This window comes from Pseudomonadota bacterium (assembly GCA_023229365.1).
In the GTDB taxonomy this organism is placed as follows: Bacteria; Myxococcota_A; Polyangia; order JAAYKL01; family JAAYKL01; genus JALNZK01.
Genome location: JALNZK010000020.1, coordinates 44259 through 62704, shown reverse-complemented (window position 1 = coordinate 62704; position 18446 = coordinate 44259). Strand labels below are relative to the sequence as shown.

23 protein-coding genes and 2 tRNA genes are annotated in these 18446 nt (G+C 66.9%); 13 read left to right on the top strand and 12 right to left on the bottom strand.

Annotated features, from left to right (window positions below; genetic code table 11):
* The 4 genes from M0R80_11820 to M0R80_11805 form a co-directional block, all read right to left on the bottom strand.
* On the bottom strand, positions 1-721 hold a 721-nt coding region (locus M0R80_11820; GenBank protein MCK9460318.1), incomplete at its 3' end, for a glycogen debranching enzyme.
* Between the two features lie 3 nt (positions 722-724).
* On the bottom strand, positions 725-1057 hold the full coding sequence (locus M0R80_11815; protein ID MCK9460317.1) for an anti-sigma factor antagonist: 333 nt from the start codon (positions 1055-1057) through the stop codon (positions 725-727).
* Positions 1054-2883 (bottom strand): AGE family epimerase/isomerase, encoded by a 1830-nt coding sequence (locus M0R80_11810; protein ID MCK9460316.1) that lies wholly within the window; start codon positions 2881-2883, stop codon positions 1054-1056. Before M0R80_11810 ends, M0R80_11815 begins: the two co-directional genes overlap by 4 nt.
* The gene (locus M0R80_11805) at positions 2880-3455 is read right to left on the bottom strand and encodes a DJ-1/PfpI family protein (GenBank protein MCK9460315.1); all 576 of its coding nucleotides are present in this window, start codon (positions 3453-3455) and stop codon (positions 2880-2882) included. The genes M0R80_11810 and M0R80_11805 overlap by 4 nt, the downstream gene beginning before the upstream one ends.
* A gap of 217 nt (positions 3456-3672) precedes the next feature.
* On the opposite strand from M0R80_11805, the gene M0R80_11800 reads away from it, so the two are divergent.
* Genes M0R80_11800 through M0R80_11760 form a run of 9 tightly spaced genes read left to right on the top strand, consistent with a single transcriptional unit; the run spans position 3673 to position 10737 of the window.
* Positions 3673-4500 (top strand): DJ-1/PfpI family protein, encoded by an 828-nt coding sequence (locus M0R80_11800; GenBank protein ID MCK9460314.1) that lies wholly within the window; start codon positions 3673-3675, stop codon positions 4498-4500.
* Entirely contained in the window at positions 4490-6196 is a 1707-nt protein-coding gene (locus tag M0R80_11795; GenBank protein MCK9460313.1) for a thiamine pyrophosphate-binding protein, read from the top strand. The genes M0R80_11800 and M0R80_11795 overlap by 11 nt, the downstream gene beginning before the upstream one ends.
* A gap of 37 nt (positions 6197-6233) precedes the next feature.
* On the top strand, positions 6234-7076 hold the full coding sequence (locus M0R80_11790; GenBank protein ID MCK9460312.1) for an MBL fold metallo-hydrolase: 843 nt from the start codon (positions 6234-6236) through the stop codon (positions 7074-7076).
* Positions 7077-7133: 57 nt separating this feature from the next.
* The gene (locus M0R80_11785) at positions 7134-7559 is read left to right on the top strand and encodes a nuclear transport factor 2 family protein (GenBank protein MCK9460311.1); all 426 of its coding nucleotides are present in this window, start codon (positions 7134-7136) and stop codon (positions 7557-7559) included.
* Positions 7560-7599: 40 nt separating this feature from the next.
* Positions 7600-7968 (top strand): nuclear transport factor 2 family protein, encoded by a 369-nt coding sequence (locus tag M0R80_11780; protein ID MCK9460310.1) that lies wholly within the window; start codon positions 7600-7602, stop codon positions 7966-7968.
* A 42-nt stretch (positions 7969-8010) separates the two neighbouring features.
* Entirely contained in the window at positions 8011-8772 is a 762-nt protein-coding gene (locus M0R80_11775) for a DJ-1/PfpI family protein (protein MCK9460309.1), read from the top strand.
* A gap of 13 nt (positions 8773-8785) precedes the next feature.
* On the top strand, positions 8786-9604 hold the full coding sequence (locus M0R80_11770; GenBank protein ID MCK9460308.1) for an MBL fold metallo-hydrolase: 819 nt from the start codon (positions 8786-8788) through the stop codon (positions 9602-9604).
* A gap of 18 nt (positions 9605-9622) precedes the next feature.
* Positions 9623-10087 (top strand): VOC family protein, encoded by a 465-nt coding sequence (locus M0R80_11765; GenBank protein MCK9460307.1) that lies wholly within the window; start codon positions 9623-9625, stop codon positions 10085-10087.
* Positions 10084-10737 carry a TMEM175 family protein gene (locus M0R80_11760; GenBank protein MCK9460306.1) on the top strand — a complete coding sequence of 218 codons (654 nt, stop codon included), beginning with the start codon at positions 10084-10086 and terminating at the stop codon, positions 10735-10737. Before M0R80_11765 ends, M0R80_11760 begins: the two co-directional genes overlap by 4 nt.
* Positions 10738-10971: 234 nt before the next feature.
* On the opposite strand, the gene M0R80_11755 is transcribed toward M0R80_11760, so the two are convergent.
* Both M0R80_11755 and M0R80_11750 read right to left on the bottom strand, forming a co-directional pair.
* Positions 10972-11045 (bottom strand) — tRNA-Arg (locus M0R80_11755).
* 8 nt (positions 11046-11053) lie between these two features.
* Positions 11054-11127 (bottom strand) — tRNA-Pro (locus tag M0R80_11750).
* A gap of 156 nt (positions 11128-11283) precedes the next feature.
* Here M0R80_11750 and rplS point away from each other — a divergent pair.
* The 4 genes from rplS to M0R80_11730 all read left to right on the top strand — a co-directional run bounded on the left by rplS (position 11284) and on the right by M0R80_11730 (position 13885).
* Complete coding sequence (gene rplS, locus M0R80_11745; protein MCK9460305.1) at positions 11284-11646, top strand: 50S ribosomal protein L19; 363 nt, start codon at positions 11284-11286, stop codon at positions 11644-11646.
* A gap of 26 nt (positions 11647-11672) precedes the next feature.
* On the top strand, positions 11673-12509 hold the full coding sequence (locus M0R80_11740) for a hypothetical protein (GenBank protein ID MCK9460304.1): 837 nt from the start codon (positions 11673-11675) through the stop codon (positions 12507-12509).
* A gap of 262 nt (positions 12510-12771) precedes the next feature.
* A complete protein-coding gene (locus M0R80_11735; GenBank protein ID MCK9460303.1) occupies positions 12772-13320 on the top strand; it encodes a hypothetical protein in 549 nt (182 codons plus the stop codon).
* Positions 13321-13372: 52 nt separating this feature from the next.
* A complete protein-coding gene (locus M0R80_11730) occupies positions 13373-13885 on the top strand; it encodes a DNA-binding protein (protein MCK9460302.1) in 513 nt (170 codons plus the stop codon).
* On the opposite strand, the gene ribD is transcribed toward M0R80_11730, so the two are convergent.
* The 6 genes from ribD to fabD form a co-directional block, all read right to left on the bottom strand.
* Entirely contained in the window at positions 13882-15003 is a 1122-nt protein-coding gene (gene ribD / locus M0R80_11725; GenBank protein ID MCK9460301.1) for a bifunctional diaminohydroxyphosphoribosylaminopyrimidine deaminase/5-amino-6-(5-phosphoribosylamino)uracil reductase RibD, read from the bottom strand. The two genes, M0R80_11730 and ribD, sit on opposite strands and share 4 nt — an antisense overlap.
* Positions 15000-15482, bottom strand: coding sequence for a transcriptional regulator NrdR (gene nrdR / locus M0R80_11720; protein ID MCK9460300.1), 483 nt, complete (start codon positions 15480-15482; stop codon positions 15000-15002). The genes ribD and nrdR overlap by 4 nt, the downstream gene beginning before the upstream one ends.
* Positions 15479-15916 carry a ribose 5-phosphate isomerase B gene (gene rpiB, locus M0R80_11715; protein ID MCK9460299.1) on the bottom strand — a complete coding sequence of 146 codons (438 nt, stop codon included), beginning with the start codon at positions 15914-15916 and terminating at the stop codon, positions 15479-15481. The genes nrdR and rpiB overlap by 4 nt, the downstream gene beginning before the upstream one ends.
* A gap of 7 nt (positions 15917-15923) precedes the next feature.
* Positions 15924-17171: a beta-ketoacyl-ACP synthase II gene (gene fabF / locus M0R80_11710; GenBank protein ID MCK9460298.1), complete on the bottom strand. Its 1248-nt coding sequence runs from the start codon at positions 17169-17171 to the stop codon at positions 15924-15926.
* Positions 17172-17181: 10 nt separating this feature from the next.
* Positions 17182-17418 carry an acyl carrier protein gene (gene acpP, locus M0R80_11705; GenBank protein MCK9460297.1) on the bottom strand — a complete coding sequence of 79 codons (237 nt, stop codon included), beginning with the start codon at positions 17416-17418 and terminating at the stop codon, positions 17182-17184.
* An 83-nt stretch (positions 17419-17501) separates the two neighbouring features.
* The gene (gene fabD, locus M0R80_11700) at positions 17502-18446 is read right to left on the bottom strand and encodes an ACP S-malonyltransferase (GenBank protein MCK9460296.1); all 945 of its coding nucleotides are present in this window, start codon (positions 18444-18446) and stop codon (positions 17502-17504) included.

The window sequence follows — 18446 nt, the reverse complement described above, 5'->3', positions numbered from 1 at the left end:
CCGCGTCCCAGCGACCGTTCTCGAGCTCGTCGAACTCGAAGATCGGCATCAGCTCGACGCAGTTGATCCCCAGCGACTGGAGGTACGGCAGCTTCTCGCGCATCGCCGAAAAGGTGCCGGCCTGCGCCTGGGCGACGCCCGACGAGGGGTGGCGCGTGAAGCCCCGGACGTGCATCTCGTAGATCACCAGATCCTCGAGCGGGATCTCCAGCGGCCGATCCCCCTCCCAGTCGAAGTCGTCGGCCACGACCCGCGATCGGTGAGGGTAGGGGAAGCCCCGGTCGGGCGTGGCGCCCCATACGTCGCGCCCGCCGATGGCGCGGGCGTAGGGGTCGAGCAGCACGATGCCGGGATCGAAACGGTGGTGCCCGGGCTGCCCCCGCTCGACCTTCGGGTAGGGTCCGTCCATCCGGAAGCCGTACTCGATCCGCTCCGGGTCGAGGCCGAGGACGGTCATCGTGAACACGTTGCCGATCCGGAACTCGCCCCAGACGGGCTCGCCACCCTCGATCCGCTGGAACAGGCCGCGGAACGGGATCTCCACCAGCGGCTTCCGGTCGCCCCGCTCGTACAGCACGAGCACGCAGTAGCTCGCGTGGCGCGAGAACACCGAGAAGTTGATCCCGCCGGGGGCCAGCGTCGCGCCGAAGGGGTAGGGCTGGCCGGCGCGGATGCGGTAGCCCGCGTGGACGTGCGTGGCGTGCGAGTCGATCCGTTCCATCGGCTACTCCAGGGCGGACAGCCCTTCGGCGAGCGAGTCGCGCACCGTGAAGAACTTCAGAAAGCCGGTCGCGCTCATGCTCGTCCGGACGCCGTCGTTCAGACCGACGAGCACCACGCGGGCCTTCTTGGACCCCACTTCGCGGTAGGTCAGCAGCAGCACGCGGAGCCCGGCGCTGGACATGAAGTCGACTCGGTTCAGATCGAGGAGCACGAGACCCTCGGGCTCGATCCGCGCGAGGACCTGCTCCCGGAACACCGGCGCCGTCTTGCCGTCGACGTCTCCCTCGATCTCCAGCACGACGACCCGTCCCTCTGTCCGCGCCAGGATGTTCATGGCCGGATCCCGGTCGGCGCGATGCGGACCTTCACCCGCACGCGCTCCTGTGTTTCGGGCAAAAGGAGCGTGAGCTTCTCAGCGTCGAAGTCGGTCGTCGGCGCGTCGTCGATCCAGGCCTGCTCGATGCGCACCGTGCCGGGCGGTAGGATGTCGGGGGAGACCCGCAGGACCCGGTCCTTGAACCCGCCAGGCAGCGGCTTGAAGTACAGCTCGAGCGGTTGCTTCGTGATGAGCAGGTTCGTGTAGACCTGGGCCAGATAGGACAGCTCGAACGAGTGGTAGCCGCTCATCGAGTGGCTGCCCTTGAAGCGTTCGTTCCCCATGAGGTAGGGGATGCCGCTGGCCAGCACGTTGAAGAACACGGCGCCGTCGTCGTGATCGAGGAAGAACGCGTTGTAGAAGGCCGACGACTCGCGGGCCAGCGTCAGGTACTCCGGATCGCGCAGGATCCCGTGGAGGATCAGGAAGGCCAGGATGCCCTGCTCCTGCTGCCACCACGCCTTGCGATCGTGGAACGCGAAGCGGTGCCACTCCTCGCCCTCGCGGCGATTGCGCTCCATGACGTCGTACCAGCCGCAGCGCTGACGGTCACCACCCGCGGCAGGCATGACCTCGGCGATCTTGCGCGCGAACGCCTCGTACTCGCGCTTCGGCTTGAGGCCGTACATGCGCAGCAGGTTCCACGCGATCTTCAGGTTGTGCCCGATCACGCCCCGCGTCTGCTGCCACATGTGCGAGTTGTCGTGCGACCAGTCCTCGAAGAACTTCTCCTGCACGAACGGGCTGTGCTCGTAGTCCTGGAAGTGCGCGGCAATCGTGTCGAAGGTGAACTCCAGCATCTTCGCGTAGCGCTCTTCGCCCGTCGCCAGGTAGAGGTTGATCAGGTAGGCCGGGGCGTGATCGCCGACGGAGTTCCAGTTCTTCTTGCCCTTGTTCGGGCCCAGCGCGCTGCTGCGCGGATCGAGCATGATAGGATCGAGGTGCGAGAAGTATCCGCCCTTGTCCTTATCGAGGAAGAACCGATCGAACAGGTCGACGGTCATCTCCGCGTCGCGCAGGATGCGCGGGTCGCCGGTCACGCGATAGGTCTGGATCGGACCGGCCAGCGCGTAGATCTGCTCGTAGGCCGGGATGGCGTCGAAGTCGTCGCCGAACTCCGAGGCGAAGATCTTGGTCTCCTGCCGACCATGAATGTCGATCCCATGGTACCAGTAGACGATGTTCTCGTCCGGATCGAGGAAGCGCATATGGTCGCGCAGGTACTCCGTGCCGCGCTCGGCGCCCTCGAGGAACCGATCGTCGCCGGTCATCATGTAGGCCGTGGCGAACCCGTACACCAGCCGCGAGATCGTGTCCGTCTCCTGCCGGTAGTTGTCCTTCGCCTTCTCGCCGTTGAGCGTGATCGTCGTGCGGTAGTCTTCGTAGTTCACCTCGCCCGTCGGGAACTGGGCCTTGAGGTAGAAGTCGCCGAGCGAGCTGATCTGCTTGACCCACCAGTCCTGCTTCTCGAAGTGGAACTCGCCGAGCTTCCCCCCGAGGAAGATCAGATACTGCGCCTCGTAAGTGAACCCGCCGCCCTCCGGGTAGTAGGTGCCGTAGACGAACACGAACCTTCCTGCGGCGATCATCTCCCGCATCTGTTCGCCGCACCACTGGCGCGGCTCGTCCAGGTTGTTCGCGATCCAGGCGTACGTGCCCTTCACGAAGCGCACGCCGACCTTCCGGCCGCCGGGGGTCTTGAGCACGAACGCGTCGGCCGCCTTGTCGAAGCTCTCGACGTAACCCGCGACGGTGTCGGAAATGGGGAAGGCGATTTCGTTCATGTCCGTTCTCCTCGGCCGGCGATCCGCTGAAGGATCGTCTTGGCGAGCAGGTGGCAGTGAGCACCGGTGCGCGCCGTCACGAGCGTTCCGTCCGTCACGAGATCCTGATCCACGTATTGCGCCCCATAGGCCCGCGCATCTCCGATGAGGTTGTTGTGGCACGTGAGCCTGCGCCCCCGGATCATCTCGGGCAAAGGAGCACAGAGCCACAGGCCGTGGCAGATGATGCCCTTGATGATCCCGTCCTCCCGGAACGCGCGCGAGAGGAGCTCCGTTGCCGGCGGCACCTTCGCCGGATCCTCGGTGTAGCGCAACCGATCCGCGACCATGCCGGACGGGACGATGATCGCCGCGAAGCTGCGCAACGACTCGTCCGACAGGCCCTCGAAGCTCTCGGTACACGTGAGCGGCGCCTGGAGTTCGTGCCCCTTGAACGTCAACGAGCCCTGGCCCCACAGGCGGGAGAGGAAGTGCAGCTCGACCTCGTCCTCCTGAAACCGATGCTGGTAGTAGAAGATCTCGTTTTCGTAGAAATCGCTCTCGATCAAGACCCCGATTTTCTTCGAAGACATCTCGCTCCTTGTTCGCGCGCCCCGCGTCGGAGCTTCAGGGAAGCCAGAGGCTCGACGAGTCTATCCAGGCCTGACCGAGAGTCAAGCCGCGTTCAGCGACAGCCTGCCTCGCCGCGCCCTCTTCTACGACTCTTCTACGACTCGCCATGCCAAAATGAGAATGTTATGCTCCACGGCGCGGATGGGGCGACGCTCTAGCGACGAAGAGGAGAAGACGATGGCTGGAAAAGTTCTCGCGATGCTGTCGGAGCACGGGTACTGGGGCATCGAGCTCGTGGGGCCGCTGACAAAGCTCGAGGCGGCCGGCCACAAGGTGGAGTTCGTCACACCGAACGGCAAGAAGGCCGAGGCGCTCCCGCCGAGCTACGACACCGGGTACGTGGACCCGCCGCTGGGCGTGTGCGTGACCACGGCGAACGATGCGGAGTTGGTGAAGCGCTTCGAGGCGACCAACCGGCTCGCGACGACGAAGAACCTCTCTGCGATCATCCCGGAGCGGCCGTACCACAGCCGCCCGGATTTCCTCCGAGAGTTGGAGAAGTACTACGCCCAGGTCAAGGAGGGAGTCGGCGCGCTGACGGCCGAGTACGAGGCGCTCCTGCTCGTGGGTGGCAGCGGACCCATCGTCGACATGGTCAACAACCAGCGGGTGCATGAGCTCGTGCTCGGCTTCCACCGCGCGGGCAAGCCCATCGCCGGCATCTGCTACGGCGTCGCGGTCCTGGCGTTCGCGCGCGACTTCAACGAGCGCCGGAGCATCATCCGCGGCAAGCACGTCACGGGCCATTGCGTCGAGTACGACTACCACGACGGGACCGGCTTCCTGGGCACCGACTTCAACATGGGACCGCCGCCGTACGTGCTCGAGCACGTCCTCTCGGACGCGGTCGCCCCTGACGGGCAGTTCCACGGCAACTTCGGCAAGGAAACGTCGGTCATCGTGGACTATCCCTTCATCACGGCCCGGTCGCTGCAGTGCTCTCACGAGTTCGGCGACGTGTTCGTGGGCGTGCTGGACAAGGGGCTGAAGCGGTATGGATGGTAGGCACGGCCGTCGCGCCCTGGTCGAACAGCTGCTCGCCGACGGGATGACGTGCATGTTCGGCAACCCCGGCACCGTCGAGCAGGGGTTCCTGGACGTGCTGCACGACTTCCCCGACATGCACTACATCTTGTCACTTCAAGAGAGCGTCGCGGTCATGATGGGCGACGGGTACGCGCGCGCCACGCACCGGCCGACCCTCGTGCAGATCCACAGCACGCCGGGGCTCGGCAACGCGATCGGTGCCATGTACCAAGCCATGCGCGGGCACGCACCGCTCGTCGTGATCGGCGGCGACGCGGGTCTGCGGTACCTGCCTATGCAGGCGCAGATGTACGGCGATCTGGTTGCGATGGCGGAGCCGGTGACGAAGTGGGCGGCGATGGTCACCGACCCATCGTCGCTGCTGCGCATGGTCCGCCGAGCCGTCAAGATCGCCGTGACGCCCCCGATGGGGCCCGTGTACCTGTGCCTGCCGGCCGACGTTCTCGACCAGGAATGCCGCGAAACGGTGGAGCCGTCGTTCACGACCCCCGCGCGTGTCGCTCCCGACGACGCGTTCCTGCGCGAGGCGGCCGAGATGCTCGCGGGTGCCCGGAAGCCGATGATGTTCGTCGGCGACGGAGTCGCGTATTCGGGCGCGCAGGCGGAGACCGAGCGCGTCGCGGAGCTGCTCGGCGCCGAGATCTGGGGCGTCGACTCGGGCGAGCTGAACGTCGCGTACGACCACCCGCTCTACCAGGGACAGACCGGCCACATGTTCGGCTTCGCCAGCCACCCGATCACCTCGAAGGGGGACGTCAACCTCGTCGTGGGCACGTACATGGTTCCCGAGGTCTATCCGCGGCTCGAGGACATCTACGCCCCGGGCGCGAAGGTCGTTCATGTCGATCTCGATTCGTCGGCGATCGCGCGCAACCACCGCGTCACACTCGCCGCGGTCGCCGATCCGAAGCTCTCCCTCGCCCGCCTGGCCGCCGTGCTGCCGACCGTGATGGACGACGCCCGGCGCTCGGCCGCGGCGATCCGAGCCGAGAGCATCAGCAGGCAGAAAGCGGAACGCGTGGCGGCGCAGAAGCTCGCCGATCGTTCTCAATGGGAGTCGATACCGGTCAGTGCCGCGCGATTCATGGGAGAGCTCGCCGAGCTTCTCCCGTCGGACGCCGTCCTCTTCGACGAGGCCCTGACCTCATCTCCAGAGCTGACGCGCTACCTCCCGCCCCGCGCCGCAGGCAGTTTCTTCCAGACACGAGGCGGCTCGCTGGGTGTGGGTTTTCCGGGCGCTCTCGGCGTGAAGGTCGCGAAGCCGGACCGCACCGTCGTGGGTTTCTCCGGCGACGGCGGCTCCATGTACACGATCCAGGCGCTGTGGACCGCCGCGCGCCACGGCATCGGCGCGAAGTTCGTGGTCTGCAACAACCAGGGGTACAAGCTGCTCAAGCTCAACATCCAGCAGTACTGGAAGGAACAGGGCATCGGCGCGCACGTGTTCCCGGAGCCGTTCGAGCTGGCGAACCCCGTCATCGATTTCGTATCGCTCGCGGCGTCCATGGGAGTGCCGGGCGAGAAGATCGACCGGCCGGAACGAATCCGGCCCGCGCTCGAGCGCATGCTGTCGACGCCCGGTCCGTTCCTGATCGACCTCATCGTTTCGAAGCATGTTCCCGGCGAGGTGACCGAGTGCCGGTGCGGCCAGTGAAGTCCCCGCGCCGTCGATGGGAGGAGAGGAGAGGGTGATGCCAGCGTTCCCCGTCGTCCATCGCGTCGCCGGCAAGTTCCCGGCGCTCCCCAACCACGTCAACGCCTTCCTGGTGGAGCTCGAGCACGCCTCCGTCGTGATCGACGCCACGATCGCGCTGTCGAGCGCGCGGCAGCTCGTGGCGATCGCCGAGGAGGTCGGCAAGCCGATCCGGGCGGTGCTCATGACGCACGGGCATCCGGATCACTTCTCCGGCCTCAAGGTGTTCGAGGACGTACCGCGGTACGCCTCGCAGGGCTGTCTCGACTTCTCCCGCAAGGAGGACGCCGAGAAAGGTGCGCTGGGCAAGAGCTACCACGGAGACGACTTTGCGGAGCCGCGTGTCTTCCCGAACATGATCGTGAAGGGCGGCACGACCCTCACCATCGACGGCACCGCGTTCGCCTTCTCGGACCTCGGTCCAGGCGAGTCGGACGCCGACGGGATGTGGGTGGTGCGGGGCGCCAGCGGGACGCACGCGTTCATCGGCGACCTCGTCGCAAAGGACTGCCACAGCTTCTTCCGAGACGGCCACCTCCGAGAGTGGATGAAGCTCCTCGATCGGCTGGAAACGACGCTTCCCGCCGATGTCTTTCTCTACTACGGCCACGGCGAGCCGGGAGGAATGGAGCAGCTCCGCTGGCAGCGCGGCTACAACCAGGCGTTCTTGGACGCGATCCGCGCGATCCCGGAAAAGGACAGGCTGCCGAGCGAGGCGGATCAGGCGTCGGTGATTGCGGCGATGCAGAAGCACATGCCGGGAGATGCGGCGATCTTTCTGCTGACATACGACCTTCCGCACGTGATCGAGTGTTATTGGAGGAAGTACGGCATGGCGTAGCAGCCGGCGGCGAGTCGGAGAGTTTTCGCGGTTCGGAACGAATACACGGAGGAGATCATGGCGGAAACGTTGACGGCCTGGGAGGTGAAGGAGCTCGTCTACGCGTGGTTCAAGAAGCTGACCGACAAGGCGCCGGCGGAAGAGCTCGAGGCGATGCTGTCGGCCGCGTCGCTGCACATGGAGTTTCCGGGCGACTCGCTGCGCAGCCAAGCGGAGTTCCGCGTCTGGCTCCACAAGGTCACGAACCTCTTCTTCGATCAGGTGCACGACGTGCTGTTCCTCGACGTGCGGCTGGCGGGCGACAAGGCCGAGGTGAATCTCGTGGTGAACTGGCAGGCCAAGACGTGGACCCCGCCGGCCCCCTACAGCGAATGGACCGGCTCCAACGTGCACCAGCGCTGGGAGGTGATCCGCGATCCCCAATCCGAGAAGGCCGTCATCTCCGAGTACATCGTCGGCGCGTTCGACAGGATGAAGGGCTAGCGGATCGCCGAAGGGAGCAGGGCTCGCGAGGAGGTATCGCATGGGAACGAGAGAAGTGGTCGCGGAGTACTTCGAGTGCGTCAACAGCGGGCGGTGGGATGACTGGCTGGCGTTGTTCGCCGACGACATCGTCATGGACGAGCAGCTCGGCGGGCATCTCGAAGGGATCAAGGCGCTGTCCGCGTCGATCGAGGGGCTGCGGACTTCGAAGACCTTCGAGAACCGCCCGCGCAGGTTCTTCATCGACGGCGACACGGCGGCGGTCGTCTGGCACATCTCGACGGTCGGGCCGAAAGGCGAGCCGATCGAGGCGGACGGGGTGAACTACTACGAGATCAAGAACGGCAAGATCTCCTACTTCCGCAACTACCACGACTCGCGTCCGTTCAAGCCGATTCTGGGAGAGTGAACGTGCTCGGGGTGACGGTCCGCAACGAGGAGGCTTCTTCACATGGCAGGTAAAAGAGTGCTGGTCCTGGCGTCGAACTACGGGATTTGGGCTGAGGAGCTGCAGGCGCCGTGGGATGCGCTGCGCAAGGCGGGTCACCTTCCGACGCTGGCGACGCGTCTGGGGAAGAAGCCCCTGCCGATCGTGGTCAGCATGGATCCCGAATTCGTCGATCCGATGCAGAACGCGAAGGTCAACACGCCCGAGGTCGTGCAGCGGACGAAGCAGCTGCTCGACGGTCCCGAGTGGGCCTCGCCTATCAAGCTCGCGGACGCGAAGATGAGCGACTACGACGCGGTGGTGATCGTCGGCGGCCCGGGAGCGTCGCTGGATCTCGTCGGCAACGCGAACGTCCACGCCCTCGTCCTCGACGCGGTCAAGGCGGGCAAGCTGGTGGGCGCCCTGTGCTACGGCGTCGGCGCGCTCGCCTTCACGCGGGACCCTGATCGTGACAGCAAGAGCGTCATCTATGAACGCACCGTCGTCGCACATCCGCACGAGTGGGACTTCACCTTCGACATGAACTACCCGCTCTACGGTGCGACCGCGGACAACCCGGGAACAGACATCACGACGACGGGCTTCATGTTCCCGCTGCAGCGGATGGTCGAGGACGCCGTGGGCCCGAAGGGGAGGGTGATCTCCGACGCCACGGCCAACCGGGAGAAGCCGTGCACCGCGGTGGACCACCCCTTCGTCACGGGGCTCTCGGTGGAGTCCTCGATCGCCTTCGGCGCCGCCCTCGTGAACGCGTTGGCGAAGTGACGGAGCGACGTCGATGAACGGGACCATCGTCGTCAAACGCAGGGGTCCGTGCACGACCCACACGTACATCTCCCCCGTGGACGGAGAGATGGTCTGCTCCCACATCATCGAGACCGCCCGCCGCCTCGTCGTCGTCGACGCGCAGCTCCTCGTTCCGTACGCGCGCGAAGTGCGGGAGTACGCCGATGCGCTCGGGAAGCCGATTGATCGCGTCGTCGTCACGCACACGCATCCCGACCACTGGATGGGGCTCGAGGCCTTCTTTGGCCTCCACCTGTCGGCTCTCCCCGAGACGGCGGACGAGCTGGCCCGGATCGGCGAGTACCTGCTCGATCTCAAACGGAAGACCCTCGGCGACAGGATCGCTCGCCGCCTCGTGCTGCCGATAGGAGATCTGGCCGAGGGGGACGCGGATCTGGACGGCGTGACCCTGCGATGCCGTCGACTGGTCGATACCGAGGCGCCGCTGATGGCGTTGTTCGAGCTGCCCGAGCAACGAACGCTCGTCGCCCAGGACCTGGTCTACAACCGCGTGTTTCCGGTGGTCGGCGACAAGAACGCGGCCGGGCAGTACCTGTTCGACGGCTGGATGCGGGCGCTGCGCGAGGCGCAGGCCGAGGACTACGATCTGCTGCTCGCCGGTCACGGCGAGCCGACCTCCACGGGGATCCTCGGGGAGCTCTTGGAATACATCGAGTTCGCGAAGGGGCGCTTCGAAGCCGGGGCGGGGGAGCAATCGCTCCGGCGGGAGCTCGTCGAACGGTATCCAGGGTACCGCGTGCCCGAGATGCTGGATCTGATGAGCCTCTTCCTTTACCACCGCACCTGGTAGCGGGGCAGGAGCCGAGCCATGAGCCAGAATAGTACGGGTGCCGCCGTTCCGGCAGTGTCGTTCTCCCACGTCGGCGTGATGTGCAAGGACCCGATCGCCACCGAGCGCTACTATTCGAAGCACTTCGGATTCCAGAGGACGCGCGTGTACGCGCCAGGGCCCGGGCAGGTGGTGATGATCAGGAGCGGCGAGATCTACCTCGAGCTGTTCAAGGCGACCGAAGAGGCGCCATGCCCGCCGCCGAAGGAAGCCGGTCCGTCGTGGCCGTGCCTCCGTCACCTGTGCTTCTCGGTGCCGGATCTCGACGCGCAGCTCGCGCGGATGGGCGCCGAGGCGCGATTGACCCTCGGGCCGCTCGACATGGGCGCGTTCGTCAAGGGCATGCGGGTGTGCTGGCTGGCCGACCCGGACGGCAACATCGTCGAGCTGAATCAGGGCTACGTCGACGAGGAGAACCCTCCGGCGCTGGAAGGCCGACGATGAGCGCGACGGGGGTCCCGGGGCTGAGCAAGGCCCGTCTCGAGGCGCTGTGCGATGGGATCTTCGCGATCGTGATGACCCTGCTGGTCCTGGAGATCGGGGTGCCGAAGATCGCCGAGATCAGCAGCGCGGACAAGCTGACGGAGAGGCTCCTATCGATGTGGCCGGAGCTGGTCAGCTACGTGGTGAGCTTCGCTCTGCTCGCGTCGTTCTGGTTCGCCCACCACTTCGAGTTCAGCTTCTTCGCGCGGACCGATAGGCGCCATGTCTGGATCAATGTCCTCTTCATGCTCCTCATCTCGCTCGTCCCCGCCTCGACCGCGCTGTTCAGCGAGTTCTACAGGTACCACGTCGGTGTGGTGGTCTACGCGGGGAACATGGCGGCGGCCGGGATGGCGCTGCTCTGGAACTGGCGCTACGCAACCCACGGCGGGCGGCTGACGGTGGTCAGCTTTCCCGAGAACGTGCGCAAGGCGGTCTCGATACGCCTGCTATTCTACCCCATCCTCTTCGCGTTCGCCGCGGCCGCTTCGTGGCTGAGCGCAACCGTTGGCTTCCTGCTTTGCGTGGCCATCCCTGCCGCCTACATCGTGATGCAGATCCTGCCGCATCGGATCGACCGCGAGCGTGCCGCGCCCGATGTGAAGCCCTGATGACGGCAGCCGACCTTTTTAGCTCACCTTCCCGCCCGACCCGTGAACCGGGTTTGGACCCGATGCTTTGGCGTTTTCGTTGTGTTTTCGATGTGGTACAAGCTGACACACGGTTCTGTGTCGAGCTGCGCAGAGGGGAATAGCGATGGTCGAGGAAACAGCCCACCTGAATGCGACGCGCCCTGCACAACAGGCGCGCGAGATGCTCGGCCAAGGCGGGATCAACTTTTCCTGCGCGCCCGGCCCGACTCGAACGGGCGACCCACGGCTTAGAAGGCCGTTGCTCTATCCGACTGAGCTACGGGCGCATCTCCCGTCGGGGCGAGAGGATTCGAACCTCCGACTCCGAGTACCCAAAACTCGTGCGCTACCAGGCTGCGCCACGCCCCGAAAGCAAGGCGGAAAGGTACGCGCAGTTCGCCGCGAAGACAAGCCCGGATGCGCCGCGGCGGCGGACAGAGTTGTTGACAAGGAGGGGAGAATACGCATAATGCCTCCACCCCGGAGACAGCGGGGAGATACGGTTCCGGGAAAGAGGTTACTGCCATGAGCGGCACGGTTCTGAAGCTATACGAGATCGAGCAGGAGCAGCTGCGCGTGAACGTCCTGCCGGACTTCAAGTCGGGCGATACCGTTCGCGTCCACTACAAGATCCGCGAGGGTGAGAAGGAGCGCGTGCAGGTCTTCGAGGGGATCGTCATCGCGCGGCACAACGGCGGCCTCCGGGGGACATTCACGGTCCGCAAGGTGTCCTACGGCGTCGGCGTGGAGCGCGTCTTCCCCAACCACTCTCCGCGCATCGAGAAGGTCGAGGTCAAGGCGCACGGCCGCGTGCGTCAGGCCCGGCTGTTCTACCTCCGTGGCCTGCGCGGGAAAGCAGCGCGCATCCGCGAAGTCGGCGTCCACTGAGCGTGCCCCAGACGGAGGCCCACACCATGCCTCGTGGGGCTCGAACCAAGAAGAGCGTCGTCGTCCTGCTCGCGTCCGCATTCCTCCTCGCGGCGTGCGGCCCCACGCTTCCCGCCGTCAGCCCGGGAAAGAAGAAGGCCGACACCCTGCCCAACGACATCGAAGTGCTGGTCGCGCTTGCGGAGGCCAAGTCGTTCCAGGACTCGGCGCTCTCCGAGCTCACGACGGCCGCCGACGCGCTGGACAGGGCGATCGAGCTCGCGAAGACTCGGAAGACCGTCGTCGATCCGCGGGAGCTCCGTTGGCGCCTCGCCCAGGTGTGCTTCTTCGCGGCGGAGCGGGAGAAGGGGACGGCGGACAAGCTGATCTGGATCGCCCGCGGCGAGAAGGCGGCGGAGCGGGTCATCGATGAGCTCCCGGACCGCGTCGAGGGGTACTACTACCTCGCCGTGCTCAAGGGGAGGCGCGCGCAGCACTCCGGGATCGGGTTCAGCGCGATGCAGCTCGCCAAGAACGTCGAGGATCTCGGCCTCAAGGCGGCGTCGTTGGATCCCGTGTTCGAGTCCGGGGGGCCGTACCGGCTGCTCGCCATGCTGTACATGCACGCGCCGCCGTGGCCGACCAGCATCGGCGACCTCGACAAGGCGATCGAGTACGCGGACAGGGCGGTCGCCACGGTGGACTACCCGATGAACCACCTGATCCGCGGCGAGGTGCTCATCGAAGCGGGCGAGCCCGCCGATGCGCGCAAGGAGTTGAAGATGGTGCTCTCGGCGCCCAAGACGGGGCGGTGGGCGCACGAGGGCGAGGCCTGGCGACCCTACGCGCGACAGCTTCTCGACAGAATCGATTCCGGTGAGTGATCTCGCGGGCGTTCCCGCGACAATCCATTTCCTCGATCACCTTCCATGAGGGGCCCCCTCTGACGGCCTAGGACCGGGGGAGCCCCTTTCGAGCCGCCGGGATTCTCCCCAGCCGCCCCCCGCGGCTTCGCGGATTAGCCTCGCGTGAAGAGGATCTTAGCGTCCGCGAGGGGTTCGAAAAATGACGCTTGACACAGTTCTATTCAGTAGATTACATTCCAAATCACACAGTGAAAATAAAACAAAGAATGGATTCCATTGAATGGATGATATTCGAGAAAATCACGCCGGAACGCGCGCCCTGCTCGACGCCGCGGAGCTCGAGTCGCTCGAGGCCGAGCACGCGGAGGGGCTCAGCTCCGGCGAGATCGTGGACGTCTTCTGCCGGCGCGGGATCCGCTTCTCCGAGGCGACGTTCCGCAAGTACGTGCAGCTCGGGCTCCTGCCGCGAAGCACGCGCGTCGGCACCAAGGGCAAGCACAAGGGGTCGAAGGGCGTCTACCCGGTCGGGACGCTCCGGCAGATCAACGAGATCAAGCGGATGATGTCGCTCGACTACACCATCGAGGAGATCCGGCACGAGTTCGCGTTCGTCGGGGGCGAGCTCGAGGAGCTCAGAAGGCTGCTCAAGGACATCGTCCGGAAGCTCGAGGAGAGCATCTCGGCCGAGCGGGGTGGCGACATCGTGGCGAAGACTACGCGCAAGCAGATCGAAGAGGCGAAACGATCTGCGGAGCAGCTGATGACGTTGTTGGAGGCGGCGGCGAGGTCGATTCGAGAGAATGCGCACTTTGCGCGGGACGCGGTGTGACGGGCGGCGCGCGGGTCGCGGGTCACAAGAGGCAAGAAACCGGGAGGAGACCATGGAAGAGGCGAAGCGGCTGGGAGTGGAGCTCGAGGGCGATCAGGGCGACGAGAGCAGGCGGCGGAGCACACGGCGGAAGCGCCCGGTCCGGGCGCGGACGATCCCTATCAAGAAGATGACCAAGGAGCAGATCCGGCTCGGCCAGATCCTGTATCCCGAGGTCGAGTACGACAGGCCCCTCACCTGGGCGGACTGCGAGAACGGCGAGCGGCCGTGCCCGTTCGTCAGCTGCAAGTACCACCTGTACCTCGACGTGAACCCCGAGACGGGCTCGATCAAGCTGAACTTCCCTGACATCGAGGTCTGGGAGATGACGGAGACGTGCGCGCTCGACGTCGCGGAGCGCGGCGGCGTGACGCTCGAGGAGGTCGGCGAGATCATGAACCTGACCCGCGAGCGCATCCGGCAGCTCGAGATGTCGGGCCTGAGCAAGCTGCACCTCGGCGACGACGAGCGGGGCGCCGACCTTCGGGGGTTCGCCGAGGAGCTCGACCTGACGCGGGAAGGCTAGCGCCCAGCAGGCCCTGCGCGGACGAACGAGCCCTCGACGAGCAGATCTCCGCCGAGGCGCGTCGCCGCCTCGATGCGGACCGCGACGGCGTCGTCGACGCGCGTGACGTCCGCGAGAGAAATCCAGTTTCTCCCGGAACCTATCAGCTTGGGCGCGACGAACAGCGAGAACCTGTCGGCGAGGCCGGCCTTCGCGAACGAGCTCGAGAGCTCGGGGCCGCCTTCGACGAGCAGCGTGAGGATCCCGTGCCTCGCGAGCGCCTCGAGCAGGGCATGGAGATCCACGCGCCCTTCGGCGGTGGCGCGGCACTCGAGCGTCTCGAGCCCCGGACGCCCTTCGAAGGATAGTGCTCGAGGCGCGCCGCGCGTCGTGTGCACGAGCAGCACGGGGCTCGCGGGGGTCGCGGTCTCGACGAGCCGGCTCGCGACGGGGAGCCTCAGCGCGGAGTCCAACACGATGCGCAACGGCGTCGGCCCGTCGGCGTCCCGGACCGTGAGCAGCGGATCGTCGGCGAGCGCGGTGCCCGCGCCGATGGCGACGGCGTCGGCGTCGGCGCGCAGCTCGTGGGCGCGGCGCCGGGACTCCGCTCCCGAGATCCAGCGGGAGTCGCCGCCGCGGGTGGCCATCGCGCCGTCGAGCGACACCGCGGCCTTGAGCCTGACCAGCGGTCGTCCGCACGTGCGGTGCACCACGTAGCCCTCCAGCATGAGGCCGATCTCGGCCTCGAGCGCCCCGACGATCACCTCGTGGCCGAGCCGCTCGAGCTCTGCGATTCCGCGCCCGCGAACGTTCTCGTCCGGATCGATCATGCCGACGACCACGCGCCGGATTCCGGCGGCGTGCACGACGTTGGTGCACGGACCGGTCCTCCCCTCGTGGCAGCACGGCTCGAGCGTGACGAACAGCTCGGCGCCGCGGGCGAGCTCCCCCGCCGCGTTCAGCGCCATCACCTCTGCGTGCGGCAGCCCGGGGCGCTCGTGAAAGCCCTCGCCCACGATCGCGTCGCCGTGCACGACGACCGCGCCGACCCGAGGGTTGGGGCTCGGGCGAGAGCGCCGCGCGAGCTCGAGGGCGCGCCGCATCAGGTCGAGATCGCGGGGCGAGAGGCGGCCGCTCACGGCTCCCCCTCCTTCGTTCCGGACTCGCGCTTCTTCATGAGCGTCGAGAGCTCGATCATGAACTCGTCGATGTCCTTGAAGGAGCGGTAGACGCTCGCGAAGCGGACGTACGCCACCTCGTCCAGCTTGCGGAGCCGGCGCATGACCTCCTCGCCGATGCGCTCGCTCCGGATCTCGGCCTCCCCGAGCCCGGTCACGGCGCGTCCGATCTCGTCCACGACGCGCTCGATGACCTCGATCGGCACGGGTCGCTTCTCGCACGCCTTCGCGAGGCCGTGCAGGAGCTTCTCGCGGCTCCACGGCTCGCGGCGCCCATCCTTCTTCACGACCAGCGGGAACGTGCCCTCCGCGCGCTCGTACGTCGTGAACCTCGCGTTGCAGCCGTCGCACTGGCGCCTGCGCCGGATCTCCGAGCCGTCCCGCAGGGCGCGCGAATCGATGACCCGGGTGTCCGCCTCGCCGCAGGTCGGGCACTTCATGACGGGTCGATCTTGGCGAGGCGTCGCGAGTGCCGGCCGCCGGCGAAGGCGCTGCCGAGGAACTCGCGCGCGATCTCGGCTGCGGTCGCCGCGGCGAGGACGCGGCCTCCGAGGCACAGCACGTTCGCGTCGTTGTGCTCGCGGGCCATCCTCGCGGTGAAGAGGTCCCAGCAGAGCGCGGCCCGGATCCCGCGCCGTCGGTTCGCGGCGATGCTCATGCCGATGCCGGTGCCGCACACGAGGATGCCGCGCTCCGCGCGCCCCGAGAGGACCTCGTCGCAGAGCAGGCCCGCGTAGTCGGGGTAGTCGACGGACTCGTCCGCAGAGCCGCACCCGAGATCGACGAGCTCGAGCTCGCCTCCCGCGAGCACCCGCCTCAGCTCCTCCTTGAGCTCGAATCCACCGTGATCGCTGGCGATCGCGATGCGACGCATGGCCGCGTCAACCCCGGAAACGGGAGAAGATGAGGGAGACGTTGGTCCCGCCGAAGCCGAGCGAGTTCGACAGGGCGTGCTCGATCTTCATCTGGCGGGCCTGGTCCGGGATGTAGTCCAGATCGCACGCCGGATCCGGCGTCGTCAGGTTGGTCGTCGGCGGCGCGATCTGGAGCTCTATCGCCTTGGAGAGCACGATCGCCTCCATGGCGCCCGCGGCGCCGAGGAGGTGACCGGTCATCGATTTGGTCGAGCTGATCGCGAGCTTCCTCGCGTGATCGCCGAACGCCGTCTTCACGGCGAGCGTCTCGAGCGGATCGTTGATCGGCGTCGAGGTGCCGTGCGCGTTGATGTAGTCGATCTGCGAGGGCGCGAGGCGCGCGTCGGCCAGGCTGAGCTGCATGCAGCGGACCGCACCCTCGCCGCCCGGGGCGGGTTGGGTGATGTGGTTCGCGTCGGCCGTCGAGCCGTACCCGGTCACCTCGGCGTAGATCTTCGCGCCGCGCCGCTTCGCGTGCTCGAGCTCCTCTACGATGAGCACGCCGGATCCCTCGCCCATCACGAAGCCGTCCCGATCCTTGTCGAACGGGCGGCTCGCGGTCTCGGGGCTGTCGTTCCGCGTGGACAGCGCCTTGAGGGCGTTGAACCCGCCGATGCCGAGGGGCGTGACGGTCGCCTCCGCGCCGCCGCAGATGACCGCGTCCACCGTGCCGTACTGGATCATGCGGTACGACTCGCCGATGGCGTGGGCCGACGACGCGCACGCGGAGGTCGTCGTGACCGACGGCCCCTTGGCGCCGAAGCGCATCGAGATGTGGCCCGGCGCGAGGTTCGAGATCATGCCCGGGATGAAGTACGGGGAGATCCGCTTCGGGCCCTTCTCCTTCATGAGGAGGTGGGTGATCTCGATCGTCTCGAGGCCGCCCACGCCGACGCCCATCACGGTCGCGACGCGGGTCGCGTTCTCGTCCGTGATGACGAACCCCGAGTCGCGCATCGCCTCGTCGGCCGCCGCGATCGCGTACTGGATGAACCGGTCCATCTGGCGGACCTCGCGGGGGGCCACCCACTTCGTCGGATCGAAGCCCTTCACCTCGGCGGCGATCTTCGTCGTGAAGTCCGTCGCGTCGAAGCGCGTGATCATGCCGACGCCCGACCGGCAACCGACGAGCCCGCTCCACAGCGCGCCGACGTCGAGCCCGAGCGGGCTGATGGCGCCGCACCCCGTGATCACTACCCTTCGATTTCCCGTCACGTCGCTCTCCTCAACCGTTGACCTTCGCGGTGATGTACTCGACGGCGTCCTTGAAGGTCCGGAGCTTCTCCGTGTCCTCGTCGGGCACGTCGATCTCGAAAGCTTCCTCGAGCGCGAGAACAAGCTCGACGACCGCGAGCGAGTCGGCGCCGAGGTCATCGACGAACGACGTCTCCATCTTCACCTGGCCGGGCTCCACGTCGAGCTGCTGACAAACGATTTCGCGCACCTTGTTCTCGATCTCCATTTTTTTCCTCCGAAATGTGGCGCAGGCACCTTCACCAAGCCTGCGCGTTCACGTGTGGCGGCGTTCGCCGCGCTCTTACCTCATCAACCGAGCTCGGCCAGCGCCGTCGCGGCCGCCTCAATGCCTTTCGGATCGCCGGCGGACACGACCGTCGCGCCCGCGTCGATTTTCTTGATCAAGCCAGCGAGCACGCTGCCGGGGCCGAGCTCGACGAAGGTCGTGACGCCCTCCTCGATCATGCGGCGCACGGTGTTCGTCCAACGCACGGGCGAGGTCACCTGGGTCACGAGCAGATCGCGGATCCGCGACGCGTCGGCGTTGGGCGCGGCCTCGACGTTCGTGACGATAGGCGCGGTCGGCGCCGCGAACCGCACCTCGCGGAGGAAGGCGGCGAGCCGCTCCGCCGCGGGCCGCATCAGCGCGCAATGGAACGGCGCGCTCACCTTCAGCGGGATGACGCGGCCGCCGCCGCCCTGGAGCAGCTCCGACGCGCGCGCCACGGCGCCCGCGTGGCCGGAGACGACGATCTGATCCGGGGAGTTGAAGTTCGCCGGGGAGACGATCTCCCCCTCCGCGGCCCGCTCGCACGCCGCAGCGACGTCGGCCTCTGTGCGCTTCATCACCGCCGCCATCGCCCCGATCCCTGCCGGGACCGCCTCCTGCATGAACGCGCCGCGCGCGCGCGTCGTGCGGACGGCGTCCGCGAACGACATCGACCCCGCGGCGACGAGGGCGCTGTACTCCCCGAGGCTGTGCCCCGCGACGAACGCCGGCGCGAGCGGGACCTTCGAGGCGAGCGCGCGGAACGCCGCGACCGAGACGGTCAGGATCGACGGCTGGGTGTTCGCGGTCAAAGTCAGCGCCTCGAGGGGACCTTCGAAGATCAGCCTGGAGAGCGGCTCTTTGAGCGCGGCGTCCGCCTCGGCGAAGGTCGCGCGCGCGGCCTCGAACGCATCGAAGAGCTCGCGCCCCATGCCGACCTTCTGCGCCCCCTGTCCGGGGAACACCAGCGCGTACCTGCCCGTCAT